The sequence below is a fragment of the Dinoroseobacter shibae DFL 12 = DSM 16493 genome, assembly GCF_000018145.1.
GTDB classification, from domain to species: domain Bacteria; phylum Pseudomonadota; class Alphaproteobacteria; order Rhodobacterales; family Rhodobacteraceae; genus Dinoroseobacter; species Dinoroseobacter shibae.
In genome coordinates this window covers 99,643-118,214 of the sequence record NC_009952.1, presented here as the reverse complement: position 1 = coordinate 118,214, position 18,572 = coordinate 99,643, and the positions used below count along the sequence as shown (strand labels likewise).

Sequence of the window (18,572 nt, the reverse complement as noted above, 5' to 3'; positions counted from 1 at the left end):
CTTGCCCTGCCCTTTGACCGGGTATAGGTCCGCGCCATGCGCTTTCAAACCCCTCTTGTGCCCGCCCGGCTGGTCCGGCGATACAACCGCTTTCTCAGTGACGCAGTGTTGGAGGACACCGGCGAAGAGGTCCGCGCCCATTGCCCCAATCCCGGCGCCATGCTGGGCCTGAAGGACGCGGGGCAGCGGATCTGGCTGGAGCCGAATGACGATCCGAAGAAGAAGCTGCGTTATGGCTGGCGGCTGGTGGAACTGGCAGACGGGCACATGGCGGGGATCGACACCTCGGTGCCCAACAAGGTGGTGGGCGAGGCGCTGGCGGCGCGCGCGATCACCGAGTTGGCCGCCTACGGCACCATCCGGGCGGAGGTGAAATACGGCACCAACTCGCGCGTGGATTTCCTTGCGACCGAGCCGGGTCTTCCGGACACCTATGTGGAGGTCAAGAACGTCCATCTGCGCCGCGCAGAGGATTGGGCCGAGTTTCCCGACAGTGTGACCACCCGCGGCGCCAAGCATCTTGCCGAGCTTGCCCGCATGGTCGAAGCCGGGCACCGAGCGGTTATGCTCTACCTCGTGCAGCGCACGGATTGCACACGGCTACGCCTGGCGCCGGACCTGGACCCAAGCTATGCCCGCGCGTTCGACGCGGCCCGCGCGACTGGGGTCGAGATGCTGTGCTACGGCACGCTTATCGACACGGGCGGTGTAACGCTGGGGCGGGCATTGCCGGTCGATCCGGCGGCGCAAGCGCCGCAGAACGAGGACTAGAAGCCCGCTGCGAAAGCCCTTATCTTACCGGGTGATGGAGACTTCAGTGAACGAACAGCCGCGCACGACCCTGACCAAGGATGGTATCCGCCTCTATGAGCGCGCGGATTTCGCAGGCATGCATACCGCGGGGAAACTGGCCGCACAGATCCTCGACGATATCGCGCCGCATGTGGTGCCCGGCGTGACCACCGGAGAGCTCGACCGGATCATCACAGAGCAGGTGGAGGCCGCCGGCGCAACCTCGGCCACCATCGGCTACAAGGGGTATCAGCACGGCTCGTGCATCTCGATCAACCACGTGGTCTGCCACGGCATCCCCGGAGAGAAGAAGCTCAAGGATGGCGACATCCTGAACATCGACGTGACAGTGATCGTGGATGGCTGGTTCGGGGATACCTCGCGCATGTACGTGGCCGGCAAGTTGAACCGCCGCGCCGAGCGTCTGATCGAGGTCACCCATGACGCGCTGATGGAGGGGATCAAGGCCGTGCGCCCCGGCAATACCTTCGGTGACATCGGCAACGCGATCCAGACCTTCGTGGAAAGCCACCGGATGTCCGTCGTGCGCGATTTCTGCGGCCACGGGCTGGGCCGGGTGTTCCATGCGCCGCCGAATGTCCTGCATTACGGACGCAAGGGGACGGGCCCTGTCCTTGAAGAGGGCATGTTCTTCACCATCGAGCCCATGGTCAACCTCGGTCGGCCCGAGACCAAGGTGCTCGCCGATGACTGGACCGCCGTGACGCGCGACAAGAGCCTCAGCGCGCAGTTCGAGCATTCCATCGGGGTGACCGCCGACGGGTGCGAGATCTTCACCCTGTCCCCGGGCGGCCTGTTCCACCCGACCTACAAAGCTTGATCGCCAGCGCTCCGCAGGTTTGCGCAAACCCGTGAGCATGACCGCGGGGCTTGCCGTGCTGGAGTGTTCATTCTTGGCGTCGGTGAGAAGGTCACCGCGGCACCGGGCATTCGTAACTCCCAAAGACCCTTGCACGCCGCAATCATCACGACGCCGCCAGGGTCTTCCACCTACCAAACTTCGCTATCCGGCCTGCTCGAAAATGACCCTGTTGTTGGGATCGGCGGGGAAGCCGAGGCGTTGGAGTTCGGCACGGATCCTCTCATAACAGGGCATTTCGCCCGCACAGACCTGAAACAAAGTCCAGGCAACCGAGACCTTTTCGGGCGAAGTCCGCGCCCGACTGATCAAACGTCCGTCCCTCGGTGTGCTTCCCAGGGCAGCAAGACTCAAGGACGCGATCACATCCGAGAAAAGGCAGGTATTTCGAGGGGGGTGCTCCTCAGAAAAGTCGCGAGGCTTCCTGCACCCCATTCGACCGCGCCTTTTCGGTTTACGCTGTTTTCGACCGCAGATTTCGGTTCGAGGGCAGACTGCAGCCTTTTGGAAGGTGACAACCCGTGATTGAGGCGCCAACGGGTCCGACCGCTGGCAAGTCTCTCCTCCGACGATCACCCGGGACACCACCACCGCACATGGCAAGCGAATCCTCCAAACGCGCGACATAGATCTCGTACTGGCTCAGACAGTTTCCCCGAGCTTTTGACAACATGGCCAATTGGTTGCGATGTCGTGCCACGGCAAGTGCTTGCGAGCCAGTTGCAACAGGGGCGTTTTACACCTAGCTGAACGTCAGTGCAGCGCGTATGTCAGCACCGACCTGTTCTTAACCGATCCAGGAGGCCCCTGCGATGACCTTCCTCTCAAAGACCGCGGCACTGACCATGCTGGCCGTGTCGGCCACATCCCTGCCCAGCCTTGCGCAGGAGGTCACGCTCCGCTTCCAGCACTTCGTCTCGCCTCTCAGCGCGAATCCCACCTATTTCATGGAACCCTGGGCGCGGAAGATCGAGGCCGACAGCAACGGTCGGATCAAGGTGGAACTCTACCCGTTCATGCAACTCGGCGGCAAAGCCCCGAACATGTACGACCTAATCCGCGATGGCGCGGTGGATGGCGGTTGGGTGATCCCCGGCTACCAGCCCGGCCGCTTCCCCGAGGCCGAGGCGCTGGAACTGCCCTTCATGACGACCAAGACGGGGGAGGACGCCTCCAAGGCGGCCTGGGTCTATACCCAGAAGCACCTGATGGACGATTTCGCCGACGTGAAAGTGATCGCCGCCCACATGCACGGGCGTGGCCTCGTGCACAAGAAAGGCCCCGCGATTGCGGAACTGAGCGATTTCGAGGGCCTGAAGCTGCGCGGACCGTCTCGTCCAGCGACCCTGCTGCTGCGCGAGATGGGCGCAACCCCGGTCGGCATGGCCGTGCCCGCATTCCCCGAGGCGTTGTCCCGCGGCGTGGTCGATGGTGGCGTGATCACATGGGAAATGTCGCCCTCCCTCAAGCTCGACGAGCTGACCGACAGCCATACAGACGTGGCGGGCGACAAGAGCCTCTACAACCTTTTCTTCCTCTGGGCGATGAACAAGGCGAAGTATGACAGCCTGCCTGACGACCTGAAGGCCGTGATCGACGCCAATTCCGGTTTCGCCGCCTCGGCCTGGGCTGGGCGCGCCCATGACACCGGAGACGCCGAAGGTAAGCAGGCCATGGCCGATGCCGGCAACGAGATCGCCACCATGTCCGAGGAGTTGACCGCCGAGATCGTCACTCTCGGCGAGGCCGTAACCGAAACCTGGATCGCTGAGATGACCGACAAGGGGCTTGATGGTGCAGGGCTCGTTGCTGATGCGCGCGCGGCTGTGCAAGTGACCCGTTCCGACAACCAACCGCTCAACTAAGCCAAGCGCGTATTCCGCAGGCCCGATCGTGCAGGGCCTGCATTACAGGGTTAGGTCCGGAAGTATCCCTGGGGAGCACGGGGCTGGCCCCTGCTCCGCCATGATCAAGCCTGCCCTCGGTTCACTCCCGGTCCCGAGCCGCCCAGTCTTCCCAAAGCCGCAGGAGAACGGGGCGCCCGCCATAACTGCTCAGGCAGTCGCCGATCAGAACGGGCCCGGGCCGTGGCGGTCGCGGGACTTGGCGCACCGCCTTCTCGGAAACGGCTACGCGCGCATCGAAAACGGAACTGTCAGACATCGCGTGCCTCCAACACGGTCACATGGGTGCCACCATAGCGCCGCTGGTCGCGTAGATCAAAACCCGGCAGCGGGTCTTGGGGCGCACCCTCTTCCCAGACAATCAAGGCCCCCGGTGCGATCCAGTCCCGCTGCGCAAGCGCGCGCACGCCGAGCCCCTGACCGTAAGGCGGGTCGAGAAACACGAGAGCGAACGGCGCCACTTCCGGCGGACCAAGCTTGCAGGCATCGCTTCGCCGCACGCGGGTCTCTGCCGCCACTCCGAGGCTCCGGATGTTGTCGGCCAGCAGTCGCTGGGCCACGCGGCCCGTTTCCACGAAGGTGACATGAGCCGCGCCGCGCGACAGCGCCTCCAGCCCGAGCGCTCCGGTGCCAGCGAACAGGTCCAGCACCCGGGCGCCGGTGATCGGGTCGCCGTACGCGCCCGACGTCAGGGATGAAAACAGCGCCTCGCGCACCCGGTCCGGTGTCGGGCGCAGATGTGCCGCCGCATCGCCCTTGCCCAGGCTCGCAAGCTTGCGCCCTCCGAACCGACCGGCGATGATCCTCATGCCCGCATCAGATCCTTGAGCTCGGTCGCCGGGTCTGCGACCAGCGTCGCGTCCGGGCTCTTGCCCCCATCAATCAACCGCTTGCCGACCATGTAGGCCCGCGGCGCGTTCATCGCATCCACCGCCAGCAGGGTGTTACCCGCGTAATACCAATGCGAGATCGCACCAGCGTCATCGCGTACAACCACCCGGTCATAGCCCGTGTTCAATCCGGCAATCTGCAACTTCACATCGTACTGATCCGACCAGAACCACGGCTTCGGAACATAGGGCGTCTCTGCCCCCAGCATGTTGGCCGCCACCGCTTCGGCCTGGTCGATGGCGTTCTGCACCGATTCCAGCCGGATGCGCGCCCCGCGATGGGGCAGAGAGGCACAGTCGCCAGCGGCCCAGACCCCGGGTGCCGATGTCCGGCCTAGGGCGTCCACGGCGATCCCGTTGTCGAGGGCGACGCCCGCCGCCGCGGCCAGATCCGTGGCAGGTGCGATCCCGACGCCCACGATCACCAGATCCAGCGCCAATTCGCTCCCGTCGCTGAGCCGCGCGCCCGTCACTGCGCCCTCTCCTGTGAGCCTGTCGAGCCCCACGCCCTCGCGCAGATCGACACCATGATCCGCGTGGAGCTTGCGGAAGAACGCAGAGGTCTCGGGCGCCGCGACCCGCTGGAGGATCCGGTCGGCCATCTCCACCAGCGTGACCCGAAGGCCAAGCTTGGACGCCACTGCCGCGGCCTCCAGCCCGATATAACCGCCCCCCACGATCAACACATGTTTGCCCGCGCTCATCTGCGGCGCCATCGCGTCCACATCCGCCAAGGTGCGTACCGTGAACACGCCGTCCAGCGTCCCGCCGATGGAGGCGGGCAACCGGCGTGGCACAGACCCGGTGGTGAAGGCCAGCTGGTCGTAGGACAACCTCTCATCCCCCAGAAACACCTCGCACGCCCCGGTATCGACGGCCTTAACCGGCGTGCCCAGCTTTAGGGTTATGCCATTCTCTGCGTAGTACCGCGCAGGCCGCAGATAGAGCCGCTCCTCCGCCATATCCCCCAGAAGATACCCCTTGGAGAGCGGCGGGCGCTGATAGGGCGGCACGGGCTCTTCTCCGACCAAGGTGACCGCACCCTGATGGCCCAGCACCCGCAGCTTCGCCACGAGGGACGCGCCTGCCTGCCCGGCGCCGATGACAACAATGTGGGACATGGGGAGTTCCGTTTTCGCTCTGGTGTCCGGGTTGTACAAGGCTATATGGCGGACGTGAAGAAACGCAACGCGGAGGGAGACAAGCGATGCAAGTGGGTGACAAACTACCCGAGGCCGATCTGATCAAGCTGGGCGCTGATGGACCGGAAACCGTGTCGGTGTCGAGCCTGACGGCAGGACGCAAGGTGATCCTGTTCGCGGTGCCGGGGGCCTATACACCGACCTGCCACTCGGCCCATGTACCGAGCTTCGTGCGCACCAAGGACGCGTTCGCCGCAAAGGGCGTGGACGAGATCATCTGTGTGTCGGTCAACGATCCCTTCGTCATGAAGGCCTGGGGCGAGGCGACCGGGGCCGCAGATGCGGGCATCACCATGCTGGGCGATCCCGGCAGCGAGTTTACCAAGGCGATCGGCATGGATTTCGACGCCCCGCCAGCGGGGCTTCATGCCCGCTCCAAGCGCTATGCGCTCTATGCCGAGGACGGTGTGGTCAAAGTGCTCCATGCCGAGGAAAACCCGGGCGTTTGCGAGACCTCCGGCGGCGAGGCAATGCTCGACGCGATCTGACACGCCGGACGGGGCCGGGCGCAGTGCACGGCGCAGCCCCCCGGCCCCGTCCAGCTCAGTCCGTGCGACCCCAGTCGGCATCCTGCATCTCACGAAGACGCGACGCCGTACGCTCGAATTCGAACGTGCCTTCGCCCTCGATGTAGAGCATCTCCGGCGCAGCCGCGGCCGAGCAGATCAATTGCACCTTCGCCTCGTAGAGCGCATCGATCAGGGTGACGAAGCGCTTGGCCTCGTTGAAGTTCGACCGGCCAAGCTGTGGAATGTCGTCGATCATCAACACCCGCACCGCACCCGCCAGCGCAAGGTAGTCCCCGGCGCCCAGCGGCTGACCGCACAGCTCCCAGAACCGCATCCGCGCAACCCCGTTGTGATAGCGCGGGATCTCCACCGCGCGCCCCTTCACGGTCAGGGTCAGGGGGTGGTTCTCGCCGCCGGTCAGATCCTCCCAGATCGCGTCCAGCTTTTCCCGCGCCTCCGCGCCCCTCAGCGCGAAATAGCGCTGCGCGCCGGTGAGACGGTTCTGCCGGTAGTCGGTCTCCGAGACCAGCTCGTGAACGATAAGCCGCTCCTTGATCGTCTCGATAAATGGCAGGAACAGGTCGCGGTTCAGCCCGTTCTTGTAAAGGTCATCGGGTACCCGGTTCGACGTGGTCACGATCACCACCCCATCCGCAAAGAGCAGATCGAACAGACGCCCCACCAGCATGGCATCGGTGATGTCGGTGATCTGCATCTCGTCGAAACACAACAGCCGCGTGGTCCGCGCCACATCCGCGGCCACCGGCGCCAAAGCATCCTCGACCCCGGTCTGGCGGGCGGCATGCAGGGCGGCATGCATTTCCTGCATGAACGCATGGAAATGCACCCGGCGTTTTTCGGCTATCGGGGCCGCCGCAAAGAACAAGTCCATCAGCATGGATTTGCCGCGCCCCACCCCGCCCCAGAGATACGCCCCGCGCTTGCCCTCAGGCGCCTGCGGCTTGGCAAAGCGTTTCAGAAAGGAGCGTTTGGGCACAGGAGCTGCCAAGGCCGCGCCGACCTCTTCGAGCACGTGCAGCGCGGCCACTTGTGCGGCGTCGGCGGTGATCTCTCCGTCCGCGACAAGGGCATGGTAGCGCGCGATCAGGTCGGTCATCTGTCTCTCTCGGGGCCTTTGGCGTGGGCTGACGGTTAAGCGATCCTGATGCGAAGGGCCAGAATTATTGATTTGCCCGCGCCGCATCCTCGGCGCAACGTGGCGCCATGGAACACCGCGCCCCCCTCGTCACCCCGGTCCTTCTGGCCGGGTGCGTCATCATCCTCGTGAGCTTCGCGATCCGGTCCGCCTTCGGGGTGTTCCAGATCCCGATACAGGAGGAGTTCGGCTGGCTGCGGGCGGAATTTTCGCTCGCCATTGCAATCCAGAACCTCGCCTGGGGGATCGGCGCCCCGCTCTTCGGCGCCATCGCCGAACGGTTCACCGACCGCAAGGCCATCATGCTGGGCATCGCGCTTTACACTGTCGGGCTCCTGCTGAGCGCGGTGGCGACCACACCGATGCAGCACAACCTGCTGGAGATGCTTGTAGGCTTCGGCATCGCGGGGACCGGGATGGGGCTGATCCTGGCTATCGTCGGGCGGGCAAGCTCGGACGAGAATCGGTCCATGGCGCTCGCCATCGCGACCGCGGCGGCCTCCGGCGGGCAGATCTTCGGCCCCCCCGTGGCCGAGGCGCTCCTAAGCATCGTATCGCTGCAAGCGGTGTTCGTGATCTTCGCGCTCGCGGTGCTCTCGACGCTGTTGGTCCTGCCGGCCTTGAAGGCGAGACCCGGCGCGACGCCGACCCTGTCCGAATCCATGGGCCCCGCCGTCGCCCGCGCCTTGAAGGACCCGAATTTCACCCTGATCTTTCTTGGATTCTTTTCATGCGGCTATCAGCTCGGCTTCATCACCGCGCATTTCCCGGCCTTCGTGACCGAGCTTTGCGGGCCGATCTCCCCCGGCGGCATGCTTGCCGGGCTTGGGATCACCACGAATTCGGCCCTTGGCGCCATCGCTATCTCGCTGATCGGTGTCGCCAATATCGCGGGCGTTCTCGCGGCGGGCTGGGCGGGCAAGCGGTACCGCAAGAAATCCCTCTTGGCGGGCATCTACCTTGCGCGCACCCTGGTGGCTGCGGCGTTCATCATGGTGCCCATCACGCCCGAAACCGTGATCCTGTTCTCCCTCGGCATGGGCGCGCTGTGGCTTGCCACGGTGCCGCTGACCTCCGGGCTGGTCGCCCATCTCTACGGGGTCAGATACATGGGCACGCTTTACGGGGTCGTGTTCCTGAGCCACCAGATCGGCAGCTTCACGGGCGTCTGGCTGGGCGGCAGGCTCCATGACCTTTACGGCGACTATACGCTGGTCTGGTGGGTTGGTGTCGGCGTCGGGCTGTTCTCGGCGCTCGTCCATTTGCCAATCAAGGAACGGCCCGCGAGCCCGCTGCCCGCCTGACGCCTTTTCCTCAAGGACCTTATAGCCTGGTGGTCAACGCGCGTAGCGCCCGAGGCGCGCACGCTCCGTGACGCAAGAGGTCCACTGCCCTCATCCAGCAGTCTTCGCTGCGCGGATCGCGCGCTCCAGCGCATCGAGAAACCGCGAGCGGTCGGCCTTGGAAAAGGCGCGTCCACCGCCCTGCCGAAACGGGTCAGCCGCCCGCAGATCGGACATCAGATCCCGGGTCGCCAGCACATTGCCGATATTGGCCCGGGTCAGGCGCTCGCCATTATGCTTGAGCACCTCTGCCCCGGCCTCCACGCATTTCGCGGCCAAGGGAATGTCGCCGGTCACCACCACATCGCCAGGCTCCGCACGCTCGGCGATCCACATATCCGCAAGGTCCGGCCCGTCCGGCACGAAGACCATCTCGACCAGCGGGTTCTGCGACGGGCGCAACCCCCCATTGGAGACCACGAACATCTTCACCCCGTGCCGGGTGGCAACCCTTTCCGCCTCGACCTTCACCGGGCAGGCATCCGCGTCGATATAGAGCGCCATCAGCCCATAGGCCCCACCCAGGCAATCACCGCCGACAGGGTCAGGATGCTCAGGGCCGTGGACACGAGGATCGTCGCCGACACCCGGGCTGGCGCGACCCCGTAATGCTGGGCCAGGATATAGACATTCCCGGCGGTGGGCAGGGCAGCAGCGGCAATCATCACCCCGGCGGCATAGGCATCCTCTACCGGGAAGATCACCAGCGCGGCCAGGGCAACCGCCGCCGGATGTAGCACCAGCTTGCAGAAAGACAGCCAACCCGCGACCTCCAGCCTCTCGGCGGATTTCGTGGCCAGCGATGCGCCGATCGCGAACAGCGCCCCGGGCGTGGCGGCCGACCCGATGATGTCGAGAAACGCGTTCATCGGCCCGGGGATCGGCAGGCGCAATGCCGACCAGGCCAGGCCAAGCGAGATCGACACGATCATCGGGTTCTTCAGCAGGCCGAGCCCCACCGATTGCAGCACACCGAGAGAGACCCGCCCGTCCCGCGATCCCGTGATCAGGATCACGATCAGGCTGCCGAACACGATCAGGTCCACGGTCAGCACCAACATCACCGGCCCCACCGCCGCCTCGCCCAGAAGCAGCACCAGCATCGGAATGCCGAGGAATCCCACATTGCCGATCACCGCGCATTGCGCCTCCACCGCGGCCTCCGAAACATTGAGCTTGCGGATCAGCGCCACCGCCGTGGCGAGCAGATAGATCACGCCCGTGGCCCAGAGATAGGCCCAGACGAACTGCCAATCGAGAATGTCCGACAACGTGAGGTTCGCCGCAAACCGGAACAGCATCGCCGAGAGCGCGAAATAGAACACGAACTTGGTCAGATAGGCCGTCGCCTCCGGCGAGAAGAAATTGGTCCGTCCCGCCCCATAGCCCAACGCGATGATGGCAAAGAACGGCAGGGTCTGAAGAAAAATCGCCACCATGGCGTCACCTTACAGAAGCCCGGGTCGGGGCCAAGGGGCAAGCGAACCGCCATGGGGAATGCGGCGCGTGCGTGGGCGGCAGGCCACGGCTCGGGGCTTGCAGTCAGGGGTGGGGTGACGCGCAATTGACCGCAACGTAACCGCGGCCTAGCGTCCGGGTTCGAGTAATCCGGTACAAGGAGAGGGCGCGATGGCCCTTCCGATCGAACTCTCGGACGCTCTGACCGGGCCCGAGGTGGAAAAGCGCCTTTCCCATGCCCTCGATGAAAGGTTGCCGTTCTCCTTTGTTCGGATCGGCGATGGCGAAGGCATGGCGTTGGCGCGGCAAGGAGGGCGGCACGATCCCCTGCGCCCCTCCATCCTCCAGGCTTTCGGAACCGCATACGATCAGCCAAGAGCCGATGCCTTGGGCGAACATCTCGACCGAGCTGTCGGCCATGCCAGCATCCTCGGCCTGCGCGCGGAGGTACTTTACCTGTCCCTGACCGCCGACGATTTCAAAGCGCCTAAGGACGCTTTTCTGTTGCGGTACAAGCGGTCCACCGAGGGTCACGAACCTGCCGAAAAGAAACACGATTATCAATCCGCCTTGCGACTGGCCCACATGGTGTTCGCCCTCGAAAGGCTCGGGGTGTCCAACGCGCGCCCCGTTTCCAGCGCGTGGGTCCATTACGACCTTCTCGCAAGCGGCTATCTTGCGCGCCTCGTTCTCAAGGCACCTCGGATCGGGCTTATTTCATGCCGCAGGTCCGTTGCGCGAAAGATCACGACGGCGCGGACCGGCCCCACCCTTTTCTTCCCGGTTCTCGAACATTTCGGCCGCGAGAAAACCCTGGGCGTCACGCCGGAACACTGGTGGCAAAGCATGGAGACAGTCTCCAGAAGTCTGACGGATGTCCGTCCCGGGGATGTTTTTCTTATCGGCGCCGGGATCTGGGGCAAAGCCTACTGCGAACAGGTGCGCGCACAGGGTGGGATCGCAATCGACATGGGCTCTGCGCTGGACATCTGGGCAGGGATCAACACCCGACCCAGTGTGATGCCCCTGTGGTTTGAAGCCTTCCCCGACACACCGCCCGGCGAAGTCCCCAGGGAACTCCGCCTCGAAAGCCAACTCGCCGCGCTGGCCTAGGCGGCACTCAACCCGACCCGATCAGAATACCGGCGGCCAACACGAGCGCACCGCCCACCACGACCTGGAGAGCCGCGCGGAAGAACGGCGTTTCCATATAGGTTTTCTGAATCCAGGCAATCGCCCAAAGCTCGAAGAACACCACGATCACGGCGATGGTCGTTGCGGTCCAGAAATCCGGGATGAGATAGGGCAGGGCGTGACCCAAGCCGCCCAGTGTGGTCATCACCCCGGAGGCCAACCCCCTTTTCCACGGCGCACCGCGTCCCGACAAGGCCCCGTCATCCGAAGCCGCCTCGGTGAATCCCATGGAGATCCCGGCGCCGACGCTGGCAGCAAGCCCGACGAGGAAAGTCGACCAGGTGTCTCCGGTTGCGAAGGCGGCGGCAAAGATCGGGGCAAGCGTAGAGACCGACCCGTCCATCAGCCCCGCGAGGCCGGGCTGTACCCAGGTCAGGACGAATTGGCGTTTCGCGACTGCCTCTTCCTGCTCCGCGGCCTCGGAACTGACCTTGCCGGTCAGGGTCTCCGCCTTGCGGGCATGGGCATCCTCCGCCGCGGCGAGCCAGCCGAGCAGTTTGCGCGTCCCTGCATCCTGTGAGCGCTGCGCGGCGGCGTGGTAAAACGCGCCTGCGTCGCGCTCCATGATCGCGGCTTCCTCGCGGATCCGCTCCAGACCGAGGTTTTCCGTCAGCCAGACAGGGCGGCGGGCATAGAATCCCGCCACATGCTCGCGCCGGATCAGCGGAATGGTCTCGCCGAAGCGCTGGCGAAAGAGCTCGATCAGGCGGGCGCGATGGGTGTCTTCCTCGTCCGCCATGCCGAGGAAGACGGCCGCGGTGTCGGGGAACTCCGTGCCCAGACGTTGCGCATAAGAGCGATAGATCCGCGCGTCATCCTCTTCCGAGGAAATGGCGAGGGCGAGGATTTCCTCTTCGGTCAGGTCGGAGAACCTTTTGCGGGACAAAAGCGGGAGCATGACGAGGCCTCAAATTTAGAACGATTCTAAGTTAGGCATGTCCCCGAGGAATGCAACCACCTGCTTGAGCCGAGGCGGGTCTCCGCGATAGGATCAGTGCAAAGCATGGGACGCGCCGGATGAACCTGACATCACCCGTCAAACGGGGCCGGAAATACGATGAAGTGCTCTCTGGCGCACGGCACGTGTTTCTGCGCGACGGGTTCGACGGGGCCAGCGTGGACGACATCGCCCGCGCCGCAGGGGTCTCGAAAGCCACGGTTTACAGCTATTTTTCGGACAAACGGCTACTTTTTCTCGAAATCGCGCGGGCCGAGATCGCGACTCTGACCGACCGGGCGATGACCGATATCGACCGGACCGCACCGCCCGCACAGGTGCTGACACAAGCCGGGCAAACCATCATCGGGTTCAGCCTGTCGGTGGTCGGGTTGGGGATATTCCGTCTCTGCATCGCCGAGGGCGAGCGATTTCCCGAACTGGCCCAAGCGTTCTTCGAGGCAGGTCCGATGGCGACCCAGGCCGCGCTTTGCGACTATTTCGCCGAAGCCCAGGCGCGCGGCGAGCTGCGCATCGAAGATCCGGAATTGGCCGCCGACCAGTTCGTCGAACTGTGCCGCGCGGACCTGCAGATGCGTCTCTTGATGCGCGTGCCGCCACCGCCGTCCCCCAGGGACGTTGAGCGTGTTCTGACCGGCGCGGTGGAAATGTTTCTGGCGCGTTACGCCACCGGCCCTGTCTAGTCGAGGCGCCGGACCATCAACTGGTTGCCCACCTTCTTGGTCTCGAAGCGCTTGAGCTCTCCGATCAGGCTGCTGAGTTTGCGGTGACCGTAACTGCGCGTGTCGAAATCGGGGTTCACCGCGACGATATACTGGCCGAGCTGACCCAGCGGATACCATTCGTCGTCCTGGTTGATCTCGTCCATGGCGTTCAGGATCAGCGGCACCGCGTCGGTGATCTGCTCCTGCGGGGCGGCCTTGCCAGACCCGGCCGCATCCGGCCCGGCCTGCACGATATTCTCTATGAATATGAACCGATTGCAGACATTGCGCAGGCTTTCGGGGGCTTTCTTCTCGCCGATGCCGATCACCTCCTTGCCATCTTCGCGCAGCCGGTTGGCGAGGCTGGTGAAATCGCTGTCGGAGCTGACCAGAACGAAGCCGTCGAACCGCCCGCCGTGCAGGATATCCATGGCGTCGATCACCAACCCGATGTCGGAGGCATTCTTGCCCGTGGTATTGGCAGTGTCCTGATGGGCCACCAGCCCCAGGCTCAGGACCTTGTCCGCCCAGTTGCGCAGACGCCCGCTGGACCAGTCGCCATAGACCCGGCGCAACGCAGGCTCGCCGATCGAGGCGACCTCTTTCAGGATCGCTTCGGCGAATTTGGCGGGCACGTTGTCGGCGTCGATCAGAACGGCAAGCAGGGGACGGTCGCGATTTGGCACGGGGCCTCCGGTCAAAGTTGTTTCCACATGACATAGGCATCCACGAGCCCGTCGGCAGGGTGACGGAACGCCTCGGGCAGGGTTGCGATAATCCGAAACCCGCCGGACTTCCACAGGGCAATCGCGCTCAGGTTGTTGGACACCACGCAATTATACTGCATCGCGCGGAAACCTGCCTCTCGCGCGGCCTCCAGCGAATGGGCGAGCATCCTGCGCGCCACGCCCCGACCCCGCGCTGCCGCGGCCGTGACATAGCCGCAATTGCAGATGTGGTCCGCATTCCCGTCGAAATTCGCGGCCAGGTAGTAGGTGCCGACAACCGCCCCCTCGTCCTCGGCCACGAAGGTTCTGCGCGACGGCGCCAGCCAGTAGTTCCGCGCATCGTGTTCCGAGATATCAGGGGCAACCGCATAGGTTTCCCCGGAGCGGAAGACCGGGCGCAGCATCTCCCAGACCGCGGGCCAGTCAGAGACCTCGGCCGTCCGAACCGTGACGTTCAATAGATGACAACGGACCGGATCGACTCGCCCGCATGCATCAGGTCGAAGCCGGTGTTGATGTCCGAAAGAGGCATGGTGTGGGTGATCATCGGGTCAATCTCGATCTTGCCCTCCATGTACCAGTCCACGATCTTCGGCACATCCGTCCGACCCCGCGCGCCGCCAAAAGCAGTGCCGCGCCAGACCCGGCCCGTGACCAGCTGGAAGGGCCGCGTCGCGATCTCGGCACCAGCCGGGGCCACGCCGATGATGATGCTCTCGCCCCAGCCCTTATGAGCGGATTCGAGGGCCGCGCGCATCACCTGCACATTGCCGGTGGCGTCGAAGGTATAGTCCGCGCCGCCCTTGGTCAGGTCCACGAGATAGGGTACGAGATCGCCTTCGACCTCCGCCGGGTTGACGAAATCGGTCATGCCGAACCGCTCCGCCATGGGGATCTTGTCGGGGTTCAGATCCACGCCGACGATCTGGTCGGCGCCGGCAAGCCGCAGCCCCTGGATCACGTTCAGCCCGATACCCCCCAGCCCGAAGACGATTGCACGGCTGCCGATCTCGACCTTGGCGGTGTTGATCACTGCACCGATGCCGGTGGTCACGCCGCAGCCGATATAGCAGATCTTGTCAAAGGGCGCGTCGGGCCGCACCTTGGCCAGCGCGATCTCGGGCAGGACCGTGTGGTTCGCGAAGGTCGAACAGCCCATGTAATGCAGGATCGGGTCGCCATCGAGGGTGGAGAACCGCGAGGTGCCGTCTGGCATCAGCCCCGCCCCTTGCGTGGTTCGGATCGACTGGCAAAGGTTGGTCTTGGGGTTCAGGCAGTATTCGCACTCCCGGCATTCCGGGGTGTAGAGCGGGATCACGTGATCCCCGGGCTTGAGGCTGGTCACGCCCGGCCCGACCTCCATCACGACCCCGGCACCCTCATGGCCCAGGATCGCAGGAAAGAGCCCCTCCGGATCCGCGCCCGACAGGGTGAACTCGTCGGTGTGACAAATCCCCGTTGCCTTGATCTCGACCAGAACCTCGCCCGCCTTGGGGCCTTCCAGGTTCACCTCCATCACTTCCAGCGGTTTGCCCGCGGCAATGGCGACGGCTGCTTTCGTGCGCATGACTGTCCCTTTCCCTTTTTCGTGCAAGATGAGGGATTTCACTGTCGACAGCAATGGCAGAAGGGGCTTGCGACCGGGCAGATCCGGAGCCTTCAACTCAAGTCGTCAAATATCCCGGGGAGCGCGAGGGGCTGGCCCCTCGCTCCGCCCTGCACCACGCGGCCCCTGCACTCGACCGGCAAGCTCCGGATCGCCCATGCCCGGGGTCAGAACATGCCGGAGCAGGGCCACGGGATGGGCCCGCAGGCTCAGGCGCATGGCCACGAAATCCTCCACCACCTCTTCGCCCAGGCTCATCGGCGGCAACACCACGGGCGGCTCGGCCCCGCCCTCTCCGTCCATGTCGCCGGAAAACAACGGCAGAGGTGCGTCCCCCCGGATCGCGCGTGCCTGCCAGAGCGCGTCGCGGCGGCCAAGCCCCAGTTCGGCGAAGGCATCCGCCTCGGCCAAGCGGGTCAGTACGGCCTGGCCCAACCCCGCCCGGCGCCACAGGTCCGCCACCGTGCCGTAGCCATTGCCGCGCGCGCTGACGAGCCACTCGGCATCCTCCTGCGCCAGCCCCTTTACCTGGCGAAAGCCGAGGCGCAGGGCCAGCCCGCCTTGCCCGTCCGGCTCCATCGTGTTGTCCCAGAAGCTTGCATTGACGCAGACCGGGCGCACGGTCACGCCATGCTCACGGGCGTCGCGCATGATCTGCGCGGGCGCATAGAACCCCATGGGCTGCGCGTTCAGCAGTGCACAGGCGAAGATGCCCGGGTGGTGGCACTTGATCCAGGCCGAGGCATAAACCAGCAGCGCGAAGCTCGCCGCATGGCTTTCGGGAAAACCATAGCTGCCGAAACCCTCGATCTGGGAAAAGCACCGCTCCGCAAACGCCGTGTCATAACCGTTTTGCGCCATGCCCTTGAGAAACCGGGTGCGAAATTCCGATACGTTTCCGTGTTTCTTGAAGGTGGCCAGCGCCCGGCGCAGGCGGTCGGCCTCGGACGGGTCGAACCCCGCACCGACGATGGCGATCTGCATTGCCTGCTCCTGGAAGAGCGGCACGCCGAGGGTCTTGCTCAGCACCTCGCCCAAGGCGTCGGAGGGAAATTCCACCTGCTCCTCGCCGTTGCGGCGGCGGATGAAGGGATGAACCATGTCCCCCTGGATCGGCCCCGGGCGAACAATGGCGACCTGGATCACCAGGTCGTAGAAGCAGCGCGGGCGCATCCGCGGCAGGAAGTTCATCTGGGCCCGGCTTTCCACCTGGAAAACACCGATGCTGTCCGCCCGGCAGAGCATGTCGTAGACCGCAGGATCCTCGACCGGCAGGGTGGCAAGGCTGAATTTGGCCCCGTGATGATGGGCGATCAGGTCGAATGCCTTGCGCACGCAAGACAGCATGCCGAGCGCGAGGATATCGATTTTCAGGATGCCAAGACTGTCGAGATCGTCCTTGTCCCAGCACACCACCGTGCGGTCCACCATGGTGGCGTTCTCCACCGGCACCAGCTCGTCGAGCCGGCCTTCGGTAATGATGAAACCACCCACATGCTGGCTGAGATGCCGCGGGAAGCCCTGGATTCGGTAAATCAGGTCGATGGTCTGGCGCAGACGGCGATCCGTGGGGTCGAGCCCGATCTCGCGCAAGCGCGTCTCTTCGATGCCGCGCACGGACCCGAAGCCCCAGATCTGCGAGCTGAGCGCCGAGAGCGTGTCGCTGCTCAGCCCCATGGCGCGACCCACCTCGCGCACCGCTCGCTTGCCCCGGTAATGGATCACCGTGGCACAAAGCCCGGCGCGGTGACGACCGTAGCGTTCATAGATATGCTGGATCACCTCCTCGCGGCGCTCATGCTCGAAATCCACGTCGATATCCGGTGGCTCGTCGCGGGCCTCGGAGACGAAGCGCTCGAACACCATGGTGCCGACCTCGGGCGAGACCGACGTGATGCCGAGGCAGTAGCAGACCACCGAATTGGCCGCCGAGCCGCGCCCCTGGCAAAGGATATCGCGCGAGCGGGCGAAGGCGACGATGTCGTTGACCGTCAGGAAATAGGGCGCATAGCCGAGCTTGCCGATCAGGCGCAGCTCATGGTCGAGCATCTTCCGGACCTTGGGCGGCGCGCCGTTGCGGTAGCGCCAGCGCAAGCCTTCATGGGCCAATCGGGAAAGGCGGTCCTGGGCGGTCTCGCCGCCGCGGGTTTCGGAAGGATATTCATAGCGCAACTGGCTGAGGCAGAAGCTGCAGCGCGCGGCGATCTCGGCGGTCCGGTGCACCGCGTCCTCGTGCCCGCGAAACAGGCGCAGCATCTCGGCCTCGGAACGCAGACGCTGTTCTGCATGGGCCTGCGCGGTGCGACCAAGGTCCTCGACACGGCAGCCATTGCGAATGGCGGTCAACACATCCGCAAGGCGTCGATGGGTCGCGCAATGAAAGAGCGGCGCCGCGGAAGCGACCGTGGGCAGGCCCAAGGTGTCGGCCAGCGCCGCCCACCGATCGAAACGCACGCGGTCCTGGCCGTCATAAGCCGGGGTCATCAGCAGGCTGACCTTGCCGGGAAAGCGGCGCGTCAACGCCTCCGCCTGTGGCCATGTTCGGCCCGCGCCGAGCTGCACCGGCGGTGCCTCTGGCAGCCCGTGGAGGAGCAATTGCATCCCATCCGCCTCATCCAGCACATCCGCCAGGTCGAGATGGCAGCGCCCCTTGGGCGCGCGACGTTGGCCGAGGGTCAAGAGCCGGCTGAGCCGACCCCAGGCTGCGCGATCCTCGGGCAGGGCGGTGATCTCGGTCCCCTCGCGCAAGCGCAATCGAGCCGCAGGCAGAAGCCGCGGCAGGTTGCGAACCGCGGCGCTATCCTCGGATCGCGGGCCGGGCCAGGGCGGCCCGATGGGACCATCCCGCGCCTCGGCCGTCGCGCACAAGTCGATTTGCCGGGCGATTTCCTTCAGTTCCGTATGGGCCCGCACAATTCCGGCCACGGAATTCACATCGGCGATGGCAAAGGCGGGTAGGCCCAGAAGGGCGGCCTTCTGCGCATAGTCTTCGGGATGGGAGGCGCCGGTCAGAAAGGTGAAATTGGACAAGGCGCAGAGTTCGACGAACATGGGCGACTCGCTTGTTCACTTTTTGTTCCTGCCCGAAGATGCCGGGCATGAAGACTTGGGTCAAGGTTCGGAATGTCGGGGGCGCTGCCCTGACGGCTTTCAACAGGTTTGAACCCTCTGAAAAATCGGGCGCAATGATTTCAAGGGGTTAGGAGGGGGCGTTTTCACTGGGTTTGAGCCGTTTCGGCGAATTCAGC

The 18,572-nt window shown here is 64.8% G+C and carries 17 protein-coding genes; 7 read left to right on the top strand and 10 right to left on the bottom strand.

Going from position 1 to position 18,572, the window contains the following annotated elements; genetic code table 11:
- Positions 1-36: 36 nt before the first annotated feature.
- From sfsA to DSHI_RS00575, 3 genes are all read left to right on the top strand, one after another.
- Complete coding sequence (gene sfsA / locus DSHI_RS00585; RefSeq protein WP_012176800.1) at positions 37-771, top strand: DNA/RNA nuclease SfsA; 735 nt, start codon at positions 37-39, stop codon at positions 769-771.
- Positions 772-817: 46 nt separating this feature from the next.
- Positions 818-1,633: a type I methionyl aminopeptidase gene (gene map / locus DSHI_RS00580; protein WP_012176799.1), complete on the top strand. Its 816-nt coding sequence runs from the start codon at positions 818-820 to the stop codon at positions 1,631-1,633.
- Positions 1,634-2,484: 851 nt separating this feature from the next.
- On the top strand, positions 2,485-3,537 hold the full coding sequence (locus tag DSHI_RS00575) for a TRAP transporter substrate-binding protein (RefSeq protein ID WP_012176798.1): 1,053 nt from the start codon (positions 2,485-2,487) through the stop codon (positions 3,535-3,537).
- A gap of 290 nt (positions 3,538-3,827) precedes the next feature.
- On the opposite strand, the gene rsmD is transcribed toward DSHI_RS00575, so the two are convergent.
- On the bottom strand, positions 3,828-4,385 hold the full coding sequence (gene rsmD, locus DSHI_RS00570; protein ID WP_012176797.1) for a 16S rRNA (guanine(966)-N(2))-methyltransferase RsmD: 558 nt from the start codon (positions 4,383-4,385) through the stop codon (positions 3,828-3,830).
- Positions 4,382-5,587, bottom strand: a complete 1,206-nt coding sequence (locus DSHI_RS00565; RefSeq protein WP_012176796.1) for an NAD(P)/FAD-dependent oxidoreductase — start codon at positions 5,585-5,587, stop codon at positions 4,382-4,384. Before DSHI_RS00565 ends, rsmD begins: the two co-directional genes overlap by 4 nt.
- 86 nt (positions 5,588-5,673) lie before the next feature.
- Between DSHI_RS00565 and DSHI_RS00560 the strand changes: the two genes are divergently transcribed.
- The gene (locus DSHI_RS00560) at positions 5,674-6,156 is read left to right on the top strand and encodes a peroxiredoxin (protein WP_012176795.1); all 483 of its coding nucleotides are present in this window, start codon (positions 5,674-5,676) and stop codon (positions 6,154-6,156) included.
- A gap of 55 nt (positions 6,157-6,211) precedes the next feature.
- Here DSHI_RS00560 and zapE read toward each other — a convergent pair whose 3' ends face one another.
- A complete protein-coding gene (zapE, locus tag DSHI_RS00555) occupies positions 6,212-7,294 on the bottom strand; it encodes a cell division protein ZapE (protein WP_044027567.1) in 1,083 nt (360 codons plus the stop codon).
- 107 nt (positions 7,295-7,401) lie between these two features.
- Here zapE and DSHI_RS00550 point away from each other — a divergent pair, with 107 nt between their 5' ends.
- On the top strand, positions 7,402-8,637 hold the full coding sequence (locus tag DSHI_RS00550; protein WP_012176793.1) for an MFS transporter: 1,236 nt from the start codon (positions 7,402-7,404) through the stop codon (positions 8,635-8,637).
- Positions 8,638-8,727: 90 nt separating this feature from the next.
- Here the strand turns inward: DSHI_RS00550 and DSHI_RS00545 are convergent, their stop codons facing one another.
- Positions 8,728-9,180: a YaiI/YqxD family protein gene (locus tag DSHI_RS00545; RefSeq protein ID WP_012176792.1), complete on the bottom strand. Its 453-nt coding sequence runs from the start codon at positions 9,178-9,180 to the stop codon at positions 8,728-8,730.
- The gene (locus tag DSHI_RS00540) at positions 9,180-10,115 is read right to left on the bottom strand and encodes an AEC family transporter (protein ID WP_012176791.1); all 936 of its coding nucleotides are present in this window, start codon (positions 10,113-10,115) and stop codon (positions 9,180-9,182) included. The genes DSHI_RS00545 and DSHI_RS00540 overlap by 1 nt, the downstream gene beginning before the upstream one ends.
- Positions 10,116-10,305: 190 nt before the next feature.
- Here DSHI_RS00540 and DSHI_RS00535 point away from each other — a divergent pair, with 190 nt between their 5' ends.
- The gene (locus DSHI_RS00535; protein WP_012176790.1) at positions 10,306-11,247 is read left to right on the top strand and encodes a GT-D fold domain-containing protein; all 942 of its coding nucleotides are present in this window, start codon (positions 10,306-10,308) and stop codon (positions 11,245-11,247) included.
- A gap of 7 nt (positions 11,248-11,254) precedes the next feature.
- Here DSHI_RS00535 and mbfA read toward each other — a convergent pair whose 3' ends face one another.
- Positions 11,255-12,226, bottom strand: coding sequence for an iron exporter MbfA (gene mbfA, locus DSHI_RS00530; protein ID WP_012176789.1), 972 nt, complete (start codon positions 12,224-12,226; stop codon positions 11,255-11,257).
- 119 nt (positions 12,227-12,345) lie between these two features.
- Between mbfA and DSHI_RS00525 the strand changes: the two genes are divergently transcribed.
- A complete protein-coding gene (locus DSHI_RS00525; protein ID WP_012176788.1) occupies positions 12,346-12,969 on the top strand; it encodes a TetR/AcrR family transcriptional regulator in 624 nt (207 codons plus the stop codon).
- Here DSHI_RS00525 and DSHI_RS00520 read toward each other — a convergent pair.
- The 4 genes from DSHI_RS00520 to DSHI_RS00505 all read right to left on the bottom strand — a co-directional run bounded on the left by DSHI_RS00520 (position 12,966) and on the right by DSHI_RS00505 (position 18,375).
- Positions 12,966-13,676, bottom strand: a complete 711-nt coding sequence (locus DSHI_RS00520; RefSeq protein ID WP_012176787.1) for an NYN domain-containing protein — start codon at positions 13,674-13,676, stop codon at positions 12,966-12,968. The genes DSHI_RS00525 and DSHI_RS00520 overlap by 4 nt on opposite strands.
- 11 nt (positions 13,677-13,687) lie before the next feature.
- A complete protein-coding gene (locus DSHI_RS00515; protein WP_012176786.1) occupies positions 13,688-14,176 on the bottom strand; it encodes a GNAT family N-acetyltransferase in 489 nt (162 codons plus the stop codon).
- Positions 14,173-15,285: an S-(hydroxymethyl)glutathione dehydrogenase/class III alcohol dehydrogenase gene (locus DSHI_RS00510; protein ID WP_012176785.1), complete on the bottom strand. Its 1,113-nt coding sequence runs from the start codon at positions 15,283-15,285 to the stop codon at positions 14,173-14,175. Before DSHI_RS00510 ends, DSHI_RS00515 begins: the two co-directional genes overlap by 4 nt.
- Before the next feature lie 105 nt (positions 15,286-15,390).
- A complete protein-coding gene (locus DSHI_RS00505) occupies positions 15,391-18,375 on the bottom strand; it encodes an error-prone DNA polymerase (RefSeq protein WP_012176784.1) in 2,985 nt (994 codons plus the stop codon).
- Positions 18,376-18,572: the final 197 nt, after the last annotated feature.